The following is a 17074-nucleotide window of genomic DNA, read 5'->3' on the forward strand; positions in this document are numbered from 1 at the left end:
GTGGGACCACGCGGGATCAACGTCGTGCCGGCAGGCGGAAATCGCTCGGTGTTCGGTCGCCGGCTCACCCATCGCCGGATCCGCCACGCACCAGGTTTCTGGCGGCGGCCACCACCGCGTCAACGGTGATTCCGAACTGCTCAAAGAGGGTCTGGTAGTCGGCTGAGGCACCGAAATGCTCCAGCGAAATATGGGCGGCGTTTGGTCCGGTATAGCGTTGCCAGCCCTGGGCCACCCCGGCCTCGACCGAGACGGTGGGAACACCGGCCGGTAGTACCCCCGCCCGGTAGGTGGCATCCTGGGTGTCGAACCATTCCAGACAGGGTGCCGAAACCACGCGGGTGCCAATCCCGTCGGCCTCGAGCTGGTCGCGCGCTGCCACGGCCAGCTGTACCTCGGATCCGGTCGCGAGCAACACCACATCCGGCATAACGCTCTGCGGACCGCCAGCTCCTTGGGCATCAATCAGCACATAGGCGCCCCGGGCGACGTGCTCCGCCGAGGCGAAGCCCCGTTCTTCCCTGGGCATGATCGGTAACGCCTGACGCGACAGCACCATCCCGGCCGGCCGGTCCGTGTGGGACAGTAGGGTTTTCCAGGCCACCGAAACCTCGTTAGCGTCGGCAGGCCGGATCACGTCCAGTCCGGGTATTGCGCGCAGGGATGCCAGGTGTTCCACTGGCTGGTGGGTCGGCCCGTCTTCACCCAACCCGATCGAGTCGTGGGTCCACACGAACACCGAGGGGGCGCCCATCAGCGCGGCCAACCGGATGGCGGGTCGCTGATAGTCGGAGAAAATCAAAAACGTTCCCATATAGGCCCGGGTCAGCCCGCCCAGATTCACGCCGTTAATGATCGCCCCGGCAGCGTGCTCTCGAATTCCGAAGTGCAACACCCGCCCATAGGGGTGTCCGCTGAAGGCTCCGGTAGACCGGCGTTCAGGAATGAAGCTGGGGTTGTCCTTCATGGTGGTGTTATTGGATCCGGCCAGATCCGCCGATCCGCCCCACAGTTCTGGCATCACATCGGCCAGCGCGTTGAGCACCTGGCCGGAGGCCGCCCGAGTGGCGATCCCCTTCTCGTCGGCGTCAAATACCGGGAATGCCTCGGCAAACCCCTCGGGCAATTTTCGGGCGATCAGGCGGTCATACAGGGCCGAGCGTTCCGGGTTGGCAGCCCGCCACACCGCTAGAGCCTCGTCCCATGTAGCCCGGTACTGGCCGTTGCGGTGTTTGACCTCGCGGGCGCGCTCGAGTAGCTCAGGTTCAATGTGGAAGTGTTGCTCGGGATCAACATCCAGAGCGTGCTTGAGCCCGGCCAGCTCCTCGGGGCCTAGCTTCGAGCCGTGGATCGCCCCGGTGTTCTGCTTGGTCGGGGACGGCCACCCGATAATGGTGCGCAAGATGATCAGCGTGGGCCGCTGGGTTTCTGCTTTGGCCGCCGCGATCGCCTGATACAGCGACCTGGTGTCCTCAACGTAGTCACCCCCGGCCGTCCAGTCGATCTCTTCCACGTGCCAGCCGTAGGCCCGGTAGCGGGCGGCCACGTCTTCGCTAAAGGCGATCTCGGTGTCATCTTCGATCGAGATCTTATTGTCGTCGTAGATCACCACCAGATTGCCCAGTTCCTGGGTACCGGCCAATGAGGACGCCTCGGAGGTTATCCCCTCCTGCATATCCCCGTCGGAGGCGATCACAAACACGTGATAGTCAAACGGGCTAGTCCCTGTCGCAGCCTCGGGATCCAACAATCCGCGTAACCGACGCTGTTCGTAGGCGAAACCTACCGCCGAGGCGAGGCCCTGACCTAGCGGCCCGGTGGTGATCTCCACATGATCGGTATGACTGTACTCGGGATGCCCCGGGGTCTTCGAGCCCCAGGTGCGCAACGCTTCCAGATCGCTCATCTCCAGACCAGCTCCGGCGGCGAATAACTGCAGGTACAGGGTCAGCGAGGTGTGACCGGGGGAGAGGATGAACCGGTCCCGACCGTGCCAGCCAGCATCGGTGGGATCCCAGCGCATGACGTTCTGAAATAACTGCCAGGCCACCGGAGCCAGCGAGATCGCGGTTCCGGGGTGCCCAGATCCGACCTTTTCGACCGCATCAGCAGCCAGCACGCGCAGCGAATCGACGGTGCGCTGATCCTGCTCGGTATAGGTATAGTCTCGCGCCGGTTGAAGCCGGTTTAGGTGATGATGTGTCTGTGCATCTTGTGAGACCACGGAGGACCTTCCTGCAGGGTGAACTTGTGCGACGATGACTTTCCCTGCCACCCGGATCGTCTCCGGACAGGCTCTGGAGAAAAGTGCTGCGTCTTCAGCTTAGCGCCGATCGAGCCGTCCATGCGATGGATCATCCCGAAAACCAGCAGATCCCATCGGTTCGCCCCCAACCGATGGCCCGCACTAGACAAACCGGTCGCCGTAGCCGGCACCACCGGCATGGCAGGCACCATCAGCATGTCAGAAAACTCAGCACCGAGCTCAACCGGGTAGACTAGACACAGACACCAGACGACGAGAATATTAACCACGCGTCCCGACACCCACCGTGGCGGTATCTGCTGGCATCACCACACCTCATCTGCCTGACTGCATCATCGCGACGTGGGCCAAGACCGCACCCTACCGAATCGGACTCACGATAGATGTCGACTTCCGTTAAAAGCACTCAGCAGACCACACCGGGTTCCGCCTCCGAAACCACCTCACGGCCAGGCTCGATCGGTCTGAAGCGTAAGATCGCCGCCTACGTGTCCTTGACCAAGCCCCGCGTGATGGAGCTGTTGCTGGTCACCACGTTGCCAACCATGATCTTCGCCGCCCAGGGCTTCCCCTCGGGGTGGCTGATGCTAGCCACCATGGTCGGCGGTGCCGCCGCGGCCGGGTCTTCGGCCGCGTTCAACTGCTACATCGATCGCGATATCGACAAGGTGATGGACCGCACCCGATCCCGGCCGCTGGTCACCGGTGAGGTCACCCCGCGCGAAGCCTTGATCTTCGCATCGGTGCTGGGCGCGATCTCCTTGGTCATCCTCGCGGTCGGCACCAACTGGCTGGCCACCGCGCTGGGGGCACTGGCCATCTTCTTCTACGTGGTCGTCTACTCCCTGATCCTCAAGCGCCGCACCGAACAGAACATCGTCTGGGGCGGGATCGCCGGCTGTTTCCCGGTACTGATCGCCTGGGCGGCCGTGCGCGAGACCATCGAATGGCCAGCCGTGGTGCTGTTCGCGGTGATTTTCTTATGGACCCCTCCGCACTACTGGCCGCTGTCGCTGAAGTACAAATCCGATTACCGGCAGGCCAACGTCCCCATGCTGGGTGCAATCGCCACCGCCCGGAAAGTCTCCACCCAGTGTGTGCTCTATACCTGGGCGACGGTGATGTGCTCGCTGTTGCTGGTGCCCTTGGGGTGGGCTGGTGTTGTCTACACCGTGATCGCGGCAACGGTGGGTGGCTGGTTCATCTATGAGAGCCACGTTCTTTACCGGGAATCGCAGAAACCGGATTTTCAGGACAAACAGGCTATGAAGGTCTTCCACTTGTCGATCACCTATTTGACCCTGCTGTTCATCGGCCTGGCCATCGACCCGTTCGTGGGTGAGCCGCTGATGGCCGAGGCCGTGACCGCCCCGGCGCTTTAGCCCCGATAGACCGGGTCTCGGTCCGGTACGGTTATCGCTCCGGGACAGGCTCGGTCGCTGTGGGCACGCTGTTGCAGGTCAAGCTGTTGCAGATAGCAGATAAAGGACTCATCGTGACATTCAGGTACCGTGCCGTACACTCTCCGCACACCGCGACATCCGTATCAACACGCGCGCACCGTGGGCTGGCCTTGCTCGCTGGGCTGGCGCTGGTGGGCTCTTTGGGGCTGAGCGGTTGCGTCGAATCCGAGCACCGCGAGGCCACCCCGGATGGCAATGCCGCCCCCACCCATGTCGCACCCGACCACTTTCCGGACAACCAACTCGGCGACACCGGGCGCTGGATCCTGAACCAAATTAACGGCAACCGCGCCATTGACCGCTCCGACTGGTACGACCGGGTGGCCCCTGAACTGACCGAAAAGATCCCCGTCGACTCGCTGGTGGGCACCCTCAATGCCGAGCTACGCCCCCAGAAACCGTATGTGATGACCCACTACGAACAGACCGACCAGGCTAGCGCGATGATGACGTTGACTCCCGATATCTCCGCCCAGCCGCTGGATCTGCACTTCAGTATCGACGAGGCCGGACGACTCACCGAGCTGTGGTACCGCGATACCAACGATCCGAGCGCCAGCGCTGATCCCAGCGACGAAGCCAGCGCTGATCCCAGCTAGGGTCTGGCTTACCCACTCACCGACACCGGTCTGGCCGGTCGGAAGGTGTGATCCTGACCCACCATCAAGGGGTGCAGGAGGGAAAGCGGGTGTTAGCGGGCCGGGCCGGGAGAGGCGCCTTCGGCCTGGGCGTCAGCCACCAGAGTGGCCGGGTCCACGTTGGCCGTGAATCTCGGAGAGCGGGGATCCACCACAGTGTCGTGCGAGGAATAGGACGAGCATTGCCGATCCATCATATTGGTCATCAGCCACGCTAGGAGCCCGGTTCCGAGCATGTGCCCCAGCACGGCCACGATGGGCAGACCGTTAAAGTGCTGATAGTAGCCCACGCTGGCCTGCAGGACGATCACCGCAACCATGGCCCAGACGCTGATCCGCTGGCGCTGGGAGGACGCCAACCGATGCACCAACACCAGCAGGACGATCACCACGGCGATCAGCAGGTAAACCGGGATGACGTGCCAGCGGGTCACGACCGCCGGATCAAAATCGTGGCGGGGCGCCTCGGCATCTCCGCCGTGGGGGCCCGAACCGGTGACGACGGTGCCGAGGATCAAGGTGATCCAGCCCAGCACGAAAGCCGCACGTGCCAACCCGCGGGTCGTGGCGGTGGTCTCGCCATCCACCAGGGACGGGACCTGCTCCACCTCGCCGCCGCCGATGCGACGCTCCAGTCCCACCCGGTTGACCAGTAGGGCGGCCAGGCAGACCAAGAAGCTCGATAACAAGAAGTGCAGGGAGACCACCCAGGGGTTCAGCTCGGTCAGGACCGTCATTCCACCGATCACCGCTTGCCCGGGAATGCCACACAGCAGAATAATCGACAGCCAGAAGATTGCACGGTAGGTGGCCCGCAGTCGCCAGATCGCCAACAGCATCAGCACCGCGACCGCGGTGAGCACAAAGGTCAGCGTCCGATTGCCGAACTCGATATAACCGTGGATTCCCATTTCGGGGGTGTTCGTCAAAGACTCGGGGGTACATTTCGGCCAGGTCGGACACCCCAGCCCAGATTCGGTCAGTCGCACCGCGCCACCGGTAACGATAATGCCAATTTGCGTTATCAGTGACGCCACCGCCACCGCCATGGTCCACCCGGTCACCGAGGTGGGCATCAACCAGTCTTTGGTCCGCTGGACCGGGGACCGGGACGTTTCAGTGTGGTGCTGAGTATGGACATCATCCCGCAGCGCGAAACCAGACACGTTGATCAACCTCTTTCAACATTCGGCCCAGGGGTCACGGCAATCGGAGCGAAACTCTTAGTTATCGCCATTTAAACCAGCGTACTGTGCACCCGGTGAAGATCGCCGCCCAGACCACTAAGATGACGAAGCTGAGCAGATCGAATTGACCGCGCGCCGTGGCGGCCCGCAACCCCTCACCCAGGGCAGCCGAGGGCAAAAACTGCAAGAGCTCACCGAACAGGTTCTCGGGCACGGTAAAAACCACGCCACCGGCGGCCCCCAGGATCACCCAGAGCAGATTCGTGATCGCTAAGGTTGCTTCCGGGCGGACGGTTCCAGCAATCAGCAGGCCCAAGGCGGTAAAGGTGACCGCTCCCAGTACGATGAAGATCCCAGCGTATAACACCCCGACAGCGACCGGTCGCCAGTCGAGAAACAGCGCGGCGAGCCCTAGAACCATCAGTTGCACGATCAGCACCAGTACCACCGCGACCGCCTTGCCCAGCAGGAGTCCGGTCGGTCCCAGGGGAGTGGTGGACAGGTAGCGAAGCACCCCGTAGCGTCGGTCAAATCCGGTCGCGATGCCCTGACCAGTTAGTCCCGAGGACAACACCGCCAAGGCCAACACGCCGGGGGTCGCGAGGTTCACCGGCGAGACCGTGGCCCCTTCAGCGACGATGAAGTCAGTCACCGACAGCGCGATCAGCACCATCAGTGGCAAGATGATCGACACCAGTAGCTGTTCCCCATTGGACAAGGTGGTGCGGGTTTCATAGCCGCCCTGAGCAATCACGCGCCGAAACAAACCTGAGGCGTGGGGCCTGGCCACCGGGGTGAGGTCCAGCACACGATCCTGATAGTGCGAACGGTATGTCAACTCATCGGCCTGTTCACGGAGCTGTCCATCGGGCCGGTCATCCGGGTGTGGGTCGGGCCGTGCCGGTTGGTCCGGGTGCTGTTGGCTCACGGGGTCACCTCCCAAAACACATCTTCTAACGACCGCCGGGACATCGACAGATCACGCGGCAGAATATCCCAGCGTTGCCACCACCGGGTCAATTCCACGTAGTCGGCTGGTTCTTGCAGTCCGCGCACCTGCCAGGTTTCCATCCCGACCATACCGGTCGCTTCGGTAGCGGTAACCCGGTGTACGCTCAACGCCTCGGGCACATCGGCCAGGGCGTGGTCCGACAGGGGAGTTTCGACCGAGAACAGCACAGCGGGACGGTGATGACGATCCGTCAATTCGGCAACGGTTCCTTCACGCTCCACCCGGCCGTGATTGATCAGGATGACCCGATCGGCTAGCTTTTCGGCATCATCGAGGAGGTGGGTGGTGAGCACGATGGCCAGTCCGGCGTGTTTCATCTGCTGGATCAGCTCAAACACGACCCGGCGAGAGACTGGATCGAGTCCGGCCGAGGGCTCATCCAAGAAGATGACCGAGGGCCGACCGATCAGCGCCGCGGCCATTGCAACCCGCTGTTGCTGGCCCCCCGACAGTCGGCGTATGGTCCGATCCTGAAACTCTGTGATCTCCAACCGGTTGATCAAAGCGTAAATATCCAGGGGCTCTCGGTAGAGGTGAGCCAGATGTTCAATCAGGCGCAAGGGCGTCACCGACGGTGGTAATCCGCCATCCTGCAACATCACCCCAACCTGGCTTCGCAGCGCTGCGGTGGCGGTAAAGGGGTCCTGACCTAACAGCCGGACACTACCGGCAGAGGGCTTGACCAGTCCCTGGGCAATCGACAACGTGGTGGTCTTGCCGGCACCGTTGGGCCCCAATAGGGCCGTCACCTCCCCGGCGCGGGCTTGCAGGCTCATACCCCGCAGAATGTTGACGGTGCCTTCGTCAGAATTCACGCTCAGCCACACATCATCAACGTCGAGCAGGATCTGATCTGATCCAGCGTTGCTCGTGTCTGGATGGAGAGAGGATGCAGAAGTCACGGTGTTCACTATAGCTACTTGGATCATGGCTATTCGGACAGCAGAAGCTATTCGGAGATCAGACGTGGAGCAGGTGGGTGCCGGTCTTGACCGGTCATCCGCCGTCATCTCGTCGCGAACTTAGGCATGCCAAACTATCAGTCCGCACGATCCCGCGTATAATTAGGGAATATCATGGTTACTTATTTTCCCCGTCACCAAGAGACTTCCGGAACGAAGTCTGCGACGCAGTCTGCCGAACCGGCCGGTAGCTCTCGGGAAAACACCCGCGAGAAGGTGCTCCATGCCGTGCTGACGCGCGGGCCGGTGAGCGCCGCTGCCATCGGTAGCGAGTTGCATCTGACTGCCGCGGCCGTGCGACGCCACCTCGACGCTCTCGAGTCCGAGGGGTTGATCGAGGTTAAGTCGGTCTCCGGCGATGCGGGTGCTGGGCGTCCCTCCAAACGCTATGTCGTCACGCACAAAGGACAACAACAGCTCGGGGATGATTACCTGGCCGTGACGAGCGCTGCCATGGAAATGATTGCCGAGCTGGGTGGGCCCGAAGCGGTCCGCCGGTTCGCCCGGGACCATTTCGCCGAGGTCGAGACGCTATTCCTGGATCGAGCCACCGACGAGATGACACTGTCGGAGCGGATCAAGGTGCTCACCGCCGTGTTGGATGAACTCGGTTACGCGGCCACCACCCGGCGCGCCGGACGTGGTGCACGCGTGACGACCCTGCGGGCAGCCCAGATTTGTCAGGGACACTGCCCGATCAAGGATCTGGCCGCGCAGTACCCCGAGTTTTGTGAAGAAGAAACCGAACTGTTCGCCCGGTTGTTGCAGGTAGATGTGCGCCGATTGGCGACCCTGCCCACCGGCGGGCATGTGTGCACCACGCACGTGCCCCTAGGGCGCAAGGCCTATGCGTCGTTGACTGCCCAAGCCGAACAGAATGCTGCCCGAGCTTAAGCGGTGACCATCCGGAGTGATCCGGAGGCAAGCCGTTGCGACCACCCGACCATGACAACCAGCGATAAAAGAGGTTGATGATGACCGATCAGATCAGTCAAGACACCGCCGATCCACGGGTCATTCAGAGAGTTCTGGACGACAATCCAGAACTGAAGTCCCTGGGTAACTACGAATTCGGCTGGCACGACTCCGACGAGGCCGGCGCTGTTGCCAAACGTGGCCTGGATGAGGACGTCGTCCGGCACATCTCCAGCATCAAAGAAGAGCCCGAATGGATGCTGAAAACCCGGTTGAAGGGTCTGCGCTACTTCGACCGCAAACCGTTGCCGACCTGGGGTGCCGACCTGTCCGGGATCGATTTCGATCGTATTAAGTATTTCGTGCGTTCCACCGAGCGTCAGGCCAGCACCTGGGAAGAACTTCCCGAAGACATCTTGGAGACTTACGAGCGGTTGGGTATCCCCGAGGCCGAGCGTGAGCGCCTGGTCGCCGGTGTGGCCGCCCAGTACGAGTCCGAGGTGGTCTACCACCAGGTCCGTGAAGATCTGGAGGCCCAGGGCGTGATCTTCATGGATACCGACACCGCTTTGAGAGAACACCCGGAGTTCTTTGAGGAGTACTTCGGCTCGGTGATTCCGGTCGGCGATAATAAGTTCGCCGCGCTGAACACCGCGGTCTGGTCCGGTGGGTCCTTCGTCTACGTCCCCAAGGGCGTACACGTCGAGATCCCGTTGCAGGCCTACTTCCGGATCAATACCGAGAACATGGGTCAGTTCGAACGGACGCTGATCATCGCCGACGAGGACTCCTACGTCCACTACATCGAAGGTTGCACCGCCCCGATCTACCAGACCGATTCGTTGCACTCAGCTGTGGTGGAGATCGTGGTCAAGAAGAACGCCCGCGTGCGTTACACCACCATTCAGAACTGGTCGAATAACGTGTATAACCTGGTCACCAAGCGTGCCGTGTGCGAAGAGGGCGGGACCATGGAGTGGATCGACGGCAACATTGGCGCCAAGACCACCATGAAGTACCCAGCCGTCTACCTCACCGGTGAGCACGCTCGCGGTGAGACCCTGTCGATGGCTTTCGCCGGCGCCGGCCAGCACCAGGATACCGGTTCCAAGATGGTACACCTGGCTCCGAATACCTCCTCGAACATCGTCTCCAAGTCGGTGGCGCGTGGTGGGGGGCGCGCAGCCTACCGTGGCCTGGTCCAGATCGTGTCCGGGGCGAAGAACTCCGCGAACTCCACGATCTGTGACGCACTGCTCGTTGATACCATTTCGCGCACCGACACCTACCCCTACATCGATATTCGCGAAGACGACGTCACTCTCGGCCACGAGGCCACCGTCTCCAAGGTCTCTGAACAGCAGCTGTTCTACCTCATGAGTCGTGGCCTGTCCGAGACGGATGCGATGGCGATGATCGTCCGCGGGTTCGTGGAGCCGATTTCCCGGCACTTGCCCATGGAATACGCACTGGAACTGAACAAGCTAATCGAATTGCAAATGGAAGGATCGGTGGGCTAACGGTGACCAACACTACACACGCTCGTGACACGGAAACCGGGGGAGCGGCTCCCCTGATTCCAGGCATGACGGATGAGGGTGAGACCTTGTCCACGGAGATCGCCGATGCCACCCAGGCGTCCCATCTGGATGCCGAGACCAAACAGAAATTCGGTACCTCACGCGCCGACCGGACCATCAGCTACGATCTGGCGGACTTCCCACAGCTCACCGGACGCGAAGAGGAATGGCGGTTCACTCCGATCGAGCGGCTTTCCGGTCTGGAGTTGCCCGGCGGCGATGAGCAGCGACTGACCGGACCGGGTCCGCAGGTCACCGTGGAAGAAACCCAGGGCGTCACGGTCGAAACCGTCGGCCGCGACGATCAGCGTCTGGGGCAGGCTTTCATTCCTGATGATCGCGTCTCAGCGGCTGCCTGGCACAACTTTCAGGAGGCCACCGTGATCACTGTGGCTGACGAAACCGAACTCGACAAGCCGTTGCTGGTCGATATCGCTGGCGAGTCCCAGGAGCCAGCCGCTCAACACGTGCGAATTCACATAGGTCGCCATTCCCAGGTGGTGCTGGTGATCAACCAGTCCGGATCAGCGGTGCTGGGTCAAAATATCGAAATCACTGTGGATGAGGGTGCCTCACTGAACGTGGTCAGCATCCAAGCCTGGGACGAGGGTTCGGTCCACGCCGGATCCCAGCAGGCCAAGGTGGGTCGCGACGCCAAGTACCGCCATACCTTGGTCACCTACGGCGGTTCGTTAGTCCGATTGACGCCGACGACCCGCTTCGCCGGTCCCGGCGCCAACGTGGAGATGTACGGCCTATACTTCGCTGATGCCGGCCAGCACCTGGAGCACCGGATCTTCGTGGATCACTCCACCGAGAACTGCGTCTCCGATGCGCTGTACAAGGGAGCGCTACAGGGTGATTCGGCTCGTACTGTGTGGGTTGGCGATGTGCTGATCCGTAAAGAGGCCGAAGGCACTGATACCTACGAGAAGAACGAGAACCTGTTGCTCACCGACGGCGCGCAAGCCGATTCGGTTCCAAACCTGGAGATCGAAACCGGCGTCATTGAAGGTGGCGGACACGCATCCTCCACCGGTCGCTTCGATGAGAATCAGCTGTTCTACCTGATGGCCCGGGGTATTCCCGAGCCCCAGGCCCGCAAGCTGATCGTGCGTGGGTTTTTGAACGAAATCATCCAGAAGATCGGTATCGACGATGTGGAACGCCGACTCGTGGAAGTCATGGAAGCCGAAATCCGCGGGCTAGAATTCTAATTCCCGCGAGCTACCCACTACCAACGACGACCGGAGGCCGGTTGGCCTTCACCAAACCAAGGCATCAAGGAGAATTTGTAGCTATGTCAACCCTTGAGGTAAAGAACCTCCACGTCTCGATCGAGACCGAAGACGGCGTCAAAGAGATTTTGAAAGGCGTGAACCTGACCGTCAATTCCGGTGAGACTCACGCGCTGATGGGCCCCAACGGCTCAGGAAAGTCCACTATGGCCTCGGCCATCGCCGGTCACCCGGCCTATGAAGTCACCGCAGGTGAGATCCTGCTCGACGGTGAAGATCTGCTGGAAAAGTCTGTCGACGAACGCGCTCAGGCCGGTCTGTTCCTGGCCATGCAGTACCCGGTGGAAGTCCCCGGCGTGACCATGACCAACTTCCTGCGCACCGCCAAGACCGCCATCGACGGTGAGGCGCCCTCCTTGCGTCACTGGTCCAAGGAAGTCAAGGACGCCTTCGAACGGCTCCAGATGGACCCGGCGTTCTCCACCCGTAACGTGAACGAAGGGTTCTCTGGTGGTGAAAAGAAGCGCGCCGAAATCTTGCAGCTGGAACTATTCAAGCCTAAGTTCGCCATCCTGGATGAGACCGACTCCGGGCTGGACATTGACGCGCTACGTATCGTGTCCGAAGGTGTCAACCGGGCACAGGACGCCAACGGCTTGGGCACCCTGTTGATCACGCACTACACCCGCATTCTGCGCTACATCAAGCCAGACTTCGTGCACGTGTTCGTGGACGGTCACGTGGTGGACTCCGGAGGTCCTGAGCTGGCCGATAAGCTGGAAGAAGAAGGCTACATCAACTACGAAAAGGCTGCCGTAGCTCAGGCCTAGTCGGCCCGTGTGGCCACAGCCTGACAGCGCGAAAGCCACGACCGACCTGAAGAAGGTGTTCCCATCATGACTGACGTGAGTGCACAAACACCGATCGAGGACCTCGAAGAGGCCCTGAAAGACGTGATTGACCCCGAACTGGGTATCAACGTCGTGGATCTGGGGTTACTCTATGGTCTGAACTACGCCGAAGACGGTGTGCTGATCGTGGACATGACATTGACCACTGCAGCCTGCCCGCTGACGGATGAAATCGAAGATCAGGTCGGTCGGGCTATCGGCACGATGGTGGACGAATGGCGACTGAACTGGGTCTGGATGCCACCATGGGGCCCAGAACGCATTACTGAAGACGGGCGCGATCAGATGCGGGCCTTAGGGTTCAACATCTAAGATCGGTCAGGGCGATCGTGTGTCGATCTGGCACGTCCGATCGATCCAGCTGTTCCGACTGTCCGGCAGGAGGGGGCAACCCCCACCTGTTGCAGTGACTCCTGATCCACCTCGAGGGCCGTGTTCACCTGTGTTGTCACCTGACACCGGTGGATACGGTCCTTGATCGTCTCCATCTACTCCAACCACCCCATTTCTTCTCGTAAACTCCCGTTCGTGACATCGTCACGTCCCGCACAGAAAAGGACCGCACATGACTGAGCTGTTGACCGTCGCCGTGGATGGTTCGGCCCTGGGCAATCCCGGTCCTGCCGGATGGTGCTGGTATATCTCTGACGAGCACTGGGCCGCTGGCGGGTGGGACGAGGCCACCAATAACCAGGGCGAGTTACAGGCTGTGATTGAGTTGCTGGCGACCACGGCAAATCTGGACACCGACCTGCACATCGTGGCGGATTCGCAATACGTCATCAACTCCATCACCCAGTGGATGCCGGGCTGGAAGAAACGCGGGTGGAAGAAGAAGGACGGCAAACCGGTGCAGAACCAGCAGATGATGATCCACCTGGATCGGCTGATGACTCAAGCCCAGCAGGCCGGACGAAAAATCCGGTTTGACTGGGTGAGAGGTCACACCGGGCATGAGCTGAATGAGGCCGCCGATCAACGGGCACGGGCCGTTGCCGAAGCCTTCCGGGACGGTACCGTACCTGATTATGGCCCGGGATTAAACAGCGCGGGGAGATCATCGCATCTCACGGCCTCGGAGTCGGTCGCACAGCCAGCCTCAGCCGACCGTCTCGCGTCTGGAACCACCACGACGCAACCGAGACCCGGGGTGCAGGTGACGACCGAGCTCAGTCACGATGAATCGGAGACGATTATTGCCCGAGCCCGACAGGCTCAGCGTAGTCCGCAACAAGAGCTCGCCCGCCTGATCCGACTGGCAATGAACCACGATTACCAGAGCCCGCCCGGCCATTGAGCCTATTATTCTAGTCTGGAGTTGCCCCAGATGTGCACCTCTGCGCCACCCTGGTGTGCCTCCGTGCGGAACCCTTTCAGCTACGACCACAACCCCCAAAGGTAACCCTGATGATTTCTGCTCATAATCTGACCGTCACCGTTGGCTCGCGCACCCTGCTAGAGGACGTGAGTTTCCGTGTGGACCGCGGTACCCGGGTCGGTTTAGTCGGGCGCAACGGGGCCGGCAAGACCACGTTGACCAAGGTGTTGATGGACGAGGTAGTCCCAGCCACCGGCGAGGTGACCCGAACCGGATCGGTCGGATATCTGCCACAGGATCCACGGTCGGGCGATCCCGAGCAAACGGCGCAAGAACGGATTTTAGAAGCGCGTCAGCTCGGAGAACTACTCCGCCGGATGCGCAAGGCCGAGGCGGAGATGTCGTCGCCAGATCCCGACGTGATGGAACGAGGCATCAAGCGGTACCCCGCCGCTGAGGCCGCGTTTATTTCCGCCGGAGGCTACGCTGCCGAATCGGAGGCCAATGCCATCGCCGGGAACTTAGGGATCGACGCCGAAATGCTGGAACGGCCATTGAAAACGCTCTCCGGTGGGCAACGTCGCCGAGTTGAATTGGCCCGGATCCTCTTCTCGGCTCCGGACACCATGATCCTAGACGAGCCCACTAACCACTTGGATGTGGACTCGGTGGAATGGTTACGCGACTACCTCAAAACCTACTCCGGGGGACTGATCGTGATCTCTCACGATCTGGCATTGATCGATGAAGTGGTCAATACCGTCTTTTTTCTCGACGCCACGCGCAGTGTCATTGACATTTACAACATGGGGTATCAGGCCTACCTGAAACAGCGTGAGGATGATGAACGTCGGCGTCGCCGGGAACGGGCTTCAGCAGAGAAGAAAGCAGCGGCTTTGTATGCGCAGGCCAATAAGATGCGCGCGAAGGCGACCAAAGCGGTGGCCGCCCAGCAGATGGCTAAAAGGGCCGACAAGATGTTGGAGGGACTGGCCGAAGAGCGTCACACCGAAAAGGTGGCCAACCTACGATTTCCGGCTCCAGCCCCGTGCGGTAAGGTGCCTCTGTCGGCCGAGGGGTTGACCAAATCCTATGGCACCCAGGAGGTGTTCACCGGGGTGGACCTGGCTATCGACCAGGGGTCTCGCGTGGTCATCCTCGGCTTCAATGGGGCCGGTAAAACGACATTGCTGAAGCTCTTAGCGGGATTGGAACAGCCTGATGCGGGACGGGTCGTTCCCGGACATGGCCTGCGACTGGGGTATTACGCCCAGGAACACGAGACGCTGGATGTCAACCGCACGGTGCTGGAAAATATGCAACGCTCCTCGTTGCACCTGGACGATACCGCGGTGCGAACTGTGCTCGGATCATTCTTATTTTCCGGCGACGATGTTTACAAGCCAGCCGGGGTCCTTTCGGGTGGCGAGAAAACTCGCTTAGCTTTGGCAACCTTGGTGGTGTCCTCGGCCAACGTGTTGTTGCTCGATGAGCCAACCAACAACTTAGATCCGGCATCTCGTGAGGAAATCTTGGACGCGATCCGTCGCTATCAAGGTGCGATCGTGTTGGTGACTCACGACGAGGGTGCGGTCCAGGCCTTGGACCCCGACCGCGTGTTGATCCTGCCGGACGCCGATGAGGATATGTGGTCAGAGGACTATCTGGACCTGGTTTCACTGACCTGAGCTCAACCCATGCCGGAAAGGTAATCGTTAAATTCCCCATCCGATCGGTCGCGACCTTGCAGGTCCTCGGAAGGTGTCGGAGCGTTGGGATCGGCCGGACCGGCGGGAGAATCGTCATCGGGTGGGTCGTTGGAGCAGGTTTCACAGCGCGGTGATTGTCTCTGCTGAAACGGTGGTTTGGGTGGCGGTAACGGCCTGAGGCTACCGGGAAGCAACGGATCGGTGGGGGCTTCATAGGTATGATTGGTGGGAGTGGTCACCTGCAGCCCGTCGGCATCGGACTCGTGCTTCCAGCCGATCTTCTCCTTGGTTTGGTTACACACCCGACACAGTCCCTGACCGTTGTCATAGCTGGTGGCGCCACCATCGGTGTGTCGCTGCGCGTGGTCGGTTTCTTCTACCGGGTTCTCGCAGTGCGGTGTGCGGCAGATATCGTCGCGCAGACTGATCATCTTCTTCAGTCCTGCCGGAAAGAGCCGGGAACCGGATTCCATGGACACCATTTTGCCGGTCTGTCGATCGACAAAGAGCTTGGTAAGGAACAGCTTGGCCTCGGGGTTGGCCAACCATTTCCGAACGGTGGCTGCGGGCACGGGGCCCTGGCCGGCAATCATGGCCGGGGTGTTATCCTCGCCGAGGAATGCGTCGGCGGTGAGCACGATGTTGACTTGGGCAGCGACATTACCGGCCTTGGACTGCCCGGTGATGCGTTCGACCAACAGGTCAGCCATGATTTGTTCAAGAGTGCGGTGATCGGCCGGACCGTGCCGTTCTAATGTCGTGCGTTGGGTGGGCGCGAGGAGTTTCTTGGCATCACGTTCTAAGGTGTTGTAAACAGCTGCAACCTGTTCGGAGGGCAGATACGCGTTAAGGTTGGCCATACCGGGGCCAGCGCTCCCGGTGGTCACACGTCGGTTCTTGCGGGCTGTAGCCGCGCGACGAGCGAGCTGGTCGGCGTCGAGCCGTTGAGCATGGCCACGTGACCGCTTGCCCAACTGTCTGGGTGAGAGCCGACCGTATTGGTCGCTGAGCAGATCGTCGATCTCGGTGATGATCCTGGGGGCCAGGCCACGAACTTCCCGGGATAGGGTCATAGCGTGGGCTTCGGAGAGCTCCCCGGAGCGCATGGCACCGAGGGCACCGGGCATGTGGTGGGTGATGGTACGGGCGGCGTTGAGAAATCCATTGCCACGTTCGGGGGATTGTTTGCGTGCCATGGCGATCTCGGCCCCGAGCCCCGAACCACGCCGATTCTTGGGGATGCCGGCGGCTTTTTCGCGGTCCAGACGGAGCTTCTCTAACTGGGAGGCGGCTTGAGCCTGCATGGCCACAGCCGTGGCTTGGATTTTTTCCAAGGTTGAGATGACATCGATCGCGGTGGATTCGTCGGTGAGCGTCAAGGATTCGGCCAGCGCCCAATGGTGCTGGTGGAGCGTGGTGAGCTCTGCCAGCACGGTCTGATCGGAGTTCTCGCGGGGAATCTGTGGGCTCATGGCCACCACACTAGGTGGGGGACCATCATGGACGGCTGATGGGGATGATGATTGTGGAGTCCTGGCCGCAAAACCGGCTCTTCACAATCGAGGGTGTAGACGGGGCTTGAATCCTCCGCTCTCGAGCAAGGACCTGGCGATGTAGTTGGTGAGATTCCGGAAGCCCAGGGCGGATCCGCGCAGGTGTTCGAGTCGTCCGTTGATGGCCTCGGTGGGTCCGTTGGAGGTTCCGGGGCGGTCGAAGTAGGCCAGGATGTCTGCCGCCCTTTTCTTCAGCGTCCTACCCAGACCGGCCAGCTCGATGAGCTTGGTCGGCACTGCCCGGCCCAGCTTGGCGATCAGCTGCTCCATCATCGCCCTGCCCTCGGCCCTGTCTGTCTGGCGGTAGGCGGCGACCATGTGC

General features: G+C 61.1%; 15 protein-coding genes. 9 read left to right on the forward strand and 6 right to left on the reverse strand.

The features are described 5' to 3' along the window. Window positions 1-64: 64 nt before the first annotated feature. Window positions 65-2224 (reverse strand): transketolase, encoded by a 2160-nt coding sequence (tkt, locus tag DCC25_RS06445; protein ID WP_110101061.1) that lies wholly within the window; start codon window positions 2222-2224, stop codon window positions 65-67. A 425-nt stretch (window positions 2225-2649) separates the two neighbouring features. Between tkt and DCC25_RS06455 the strand changes: the two genes are divergently transcribed. Continuing rightward, a complete protein-coding gene (locus DCC25_RS06455; RefSeq protein ID WP_110101062.1) occupies window positions 2650-3648 on the forward strand; it encodes a heme o synthase in 999 nt (332 codons plus the stop codon). Window positions 3649-3761: 113 nt separating this feature from the next. Further along, window positions 3762-4328 (forward strand): Cpe/LpqF family protein, encoded by a 567-nt coding sequence (locus DCC25_RS06460; protein WP_146206427.1) that lies wholly within the window; start codon window positions 3762-3764, stop codon window positions 4326-4328. Window positions 4329-4420: 92 nt separating this feature from the next. Here the strand turns inward: DCC25_RS06460 and DCC25_RS06465 are convergent, their stop codons facing one another. The 3 genes from DCC25_RS06465 to DCC25_RS06475 form a co-directional block, all read right to left on the reverse strand. Further along, window positions 4421-5533: a heme A synthase gene (locus DCC25_RS06465; RefSeq protein ID WP_233487933.1), complete on the reverse strand. Its 1113-nt coding sequence runs from the start codon at window positions 5531-5533 to the stop codon at window positions 4421-4423. Between the two features lie 61 nt (window positions 5534-5594). Continuing rightward, window positions 5595-6482, reverse strand: a complete 888-nt coding sequence (locus DCC25_RS06470) for an ABC transporter permease (protein WP_233242742.1) — start codon at window positions 6480-6482, stop codon at window positions 5595-5597. After that, complete coding sequence (locus DCC25_RS06475; protein ID WP_233242743.1) at window positions 6479-7468, reverse strand: ABC transporter ATP-binding protein; 990 nt, start codon at window positions 7466-7468, stop codon at window positions 6479-6481. Before DCC25_RS06475 ends, DCC25_RS06470 begins: the two co-directional genes overlap by 4 nt. A gap of 174 nt (window positions 7469-7642) precedes the next feature. On the opposite strand from DCC25_RS06475, the gene DCC25_RS06480 reads away from it, so the two are divergent. The 7 genes from DCC25_RS06480 (at window position 7643) to DCC25_RS06515 (ending at window position 15178) form a co-directional block, all read left to right on the forward strand. Beyond that, window positions 7643-8422, forward strand: a complete 780-nt coding sequence (locus tag DCC25_RS06480) for a metalloregulator ArsR/SmtB family transcription factor (protein ID WP_199223037.1) — start codon at window positions 7643-7645, stop codon at window positions 8420-8422. Window positions 8423-8502: 80 nt separating this feature from the next. Continuing rightward, window positions 8503-9963 carry a Fe-S cluster assembly protein SufB gene (gene sufB / locus DCC25_RS06485; RefSeq protein ID WP_110098304.1) on the forward strand — a complete coding sequence of 487 codons (1461 nt, stop codon included), beginning with the start codon at window positions 8503-8505 and terminating at the stop codon, window positions 9961-9963. Between the two features lie 65 nt (window positions 9964-10028). After that, window positions 10029-11240, forward strand: a complete 1212-nt coding sequence (gene sufD / locus DCC25_RS06490; RefSeq protein ID WP_110101083.1) for a Fe-S cluster assembly protein SufD — start codon at window positions 10029-10031, stop codon at window positions 11238-11240. A gap of 83 nt (window positions 11241-11323) precedes the next feature. Beyond that, window positions 11324-12091, forward strand: a complete 768-nt coding sequence (gene sufC, locus DCC25_RS06495; RefSeq protein WP_110098305.1) for a Fe-S cluster assembly ATPase SufC — start codon at window positions 11324-11326, stop codon at window positions 12089-12091. 66 nt (window positions 12092-12157) lie between these two features. Continuing rightward, complete coding sequence (locus tag DCC25_RS06500; RefSeq protein ID WP_110098306.1) at window positions 12158-12484, forward strand: metal-sulfur cluster assembly factor; 327 nt, start codon at window positions 12158-12160, stop codon at window positions 12482-12484. Between the two features lie 253 nt (window positions 12485-12737). Next, entirely contained in the window at window positions 12738-13469 is a 732-nt protein-coding gene (locus tag DCC25_RS06510) for an RNase H family protein (RefSeq protein ID WP_110098307.1), read from the forward strand. A gap of 110 nt (window positions 13470-13579) precedes the next feature. After that, a complete protein-coding gene (locus tag DCC25_RS06515; RefSeq protein ID WP_110101065.1) occupies window positions 13580-15178 on the forward strand; it encodes an ABC-F family ATP-binding cassette domain-containing protein in 1599 nt (532 codons plus the stop codon). Window positions 15179-15180: 2 nt separating this feature from the next. Here DCC25_RS06515 and DCC25_RS06520 read toward each other — a convergent pair whose 3' ends face one another. Both DCC25_RS06520 and DCC25_RS06525 read right to left on the reverse strand, forming a co-directional pair. Then, window positions 15181-16671: an HNH endonuclease signature motif containing protein gene (locus DCC25_RS06520; protein ID WP_146206428.1), complete on the reverse strand. Its 1491-nt coding sequence runs from the start codon at window positions 16669-16671 to the stop codon at window positions 15181-15183. Window positions 16672-16752: 81 nt separating this feature from the next. Next, window positions 16753-17074: transposase (locus DCC25_RS06525; RefSeq protein WP_146206429.1), on the reverse strand; the 322-nt coding region annotated here is incomplete at its 5' end.

The organism is Auritidibacter sp. NML120636 (genome assembly GCF_003185945.1).
Lineage (GTDB): Bacteria > Actinomycetota > Actinomycetes > Actinomycetales > Micrococcaceae > Auritidibacter > Auritidibacter ignavus.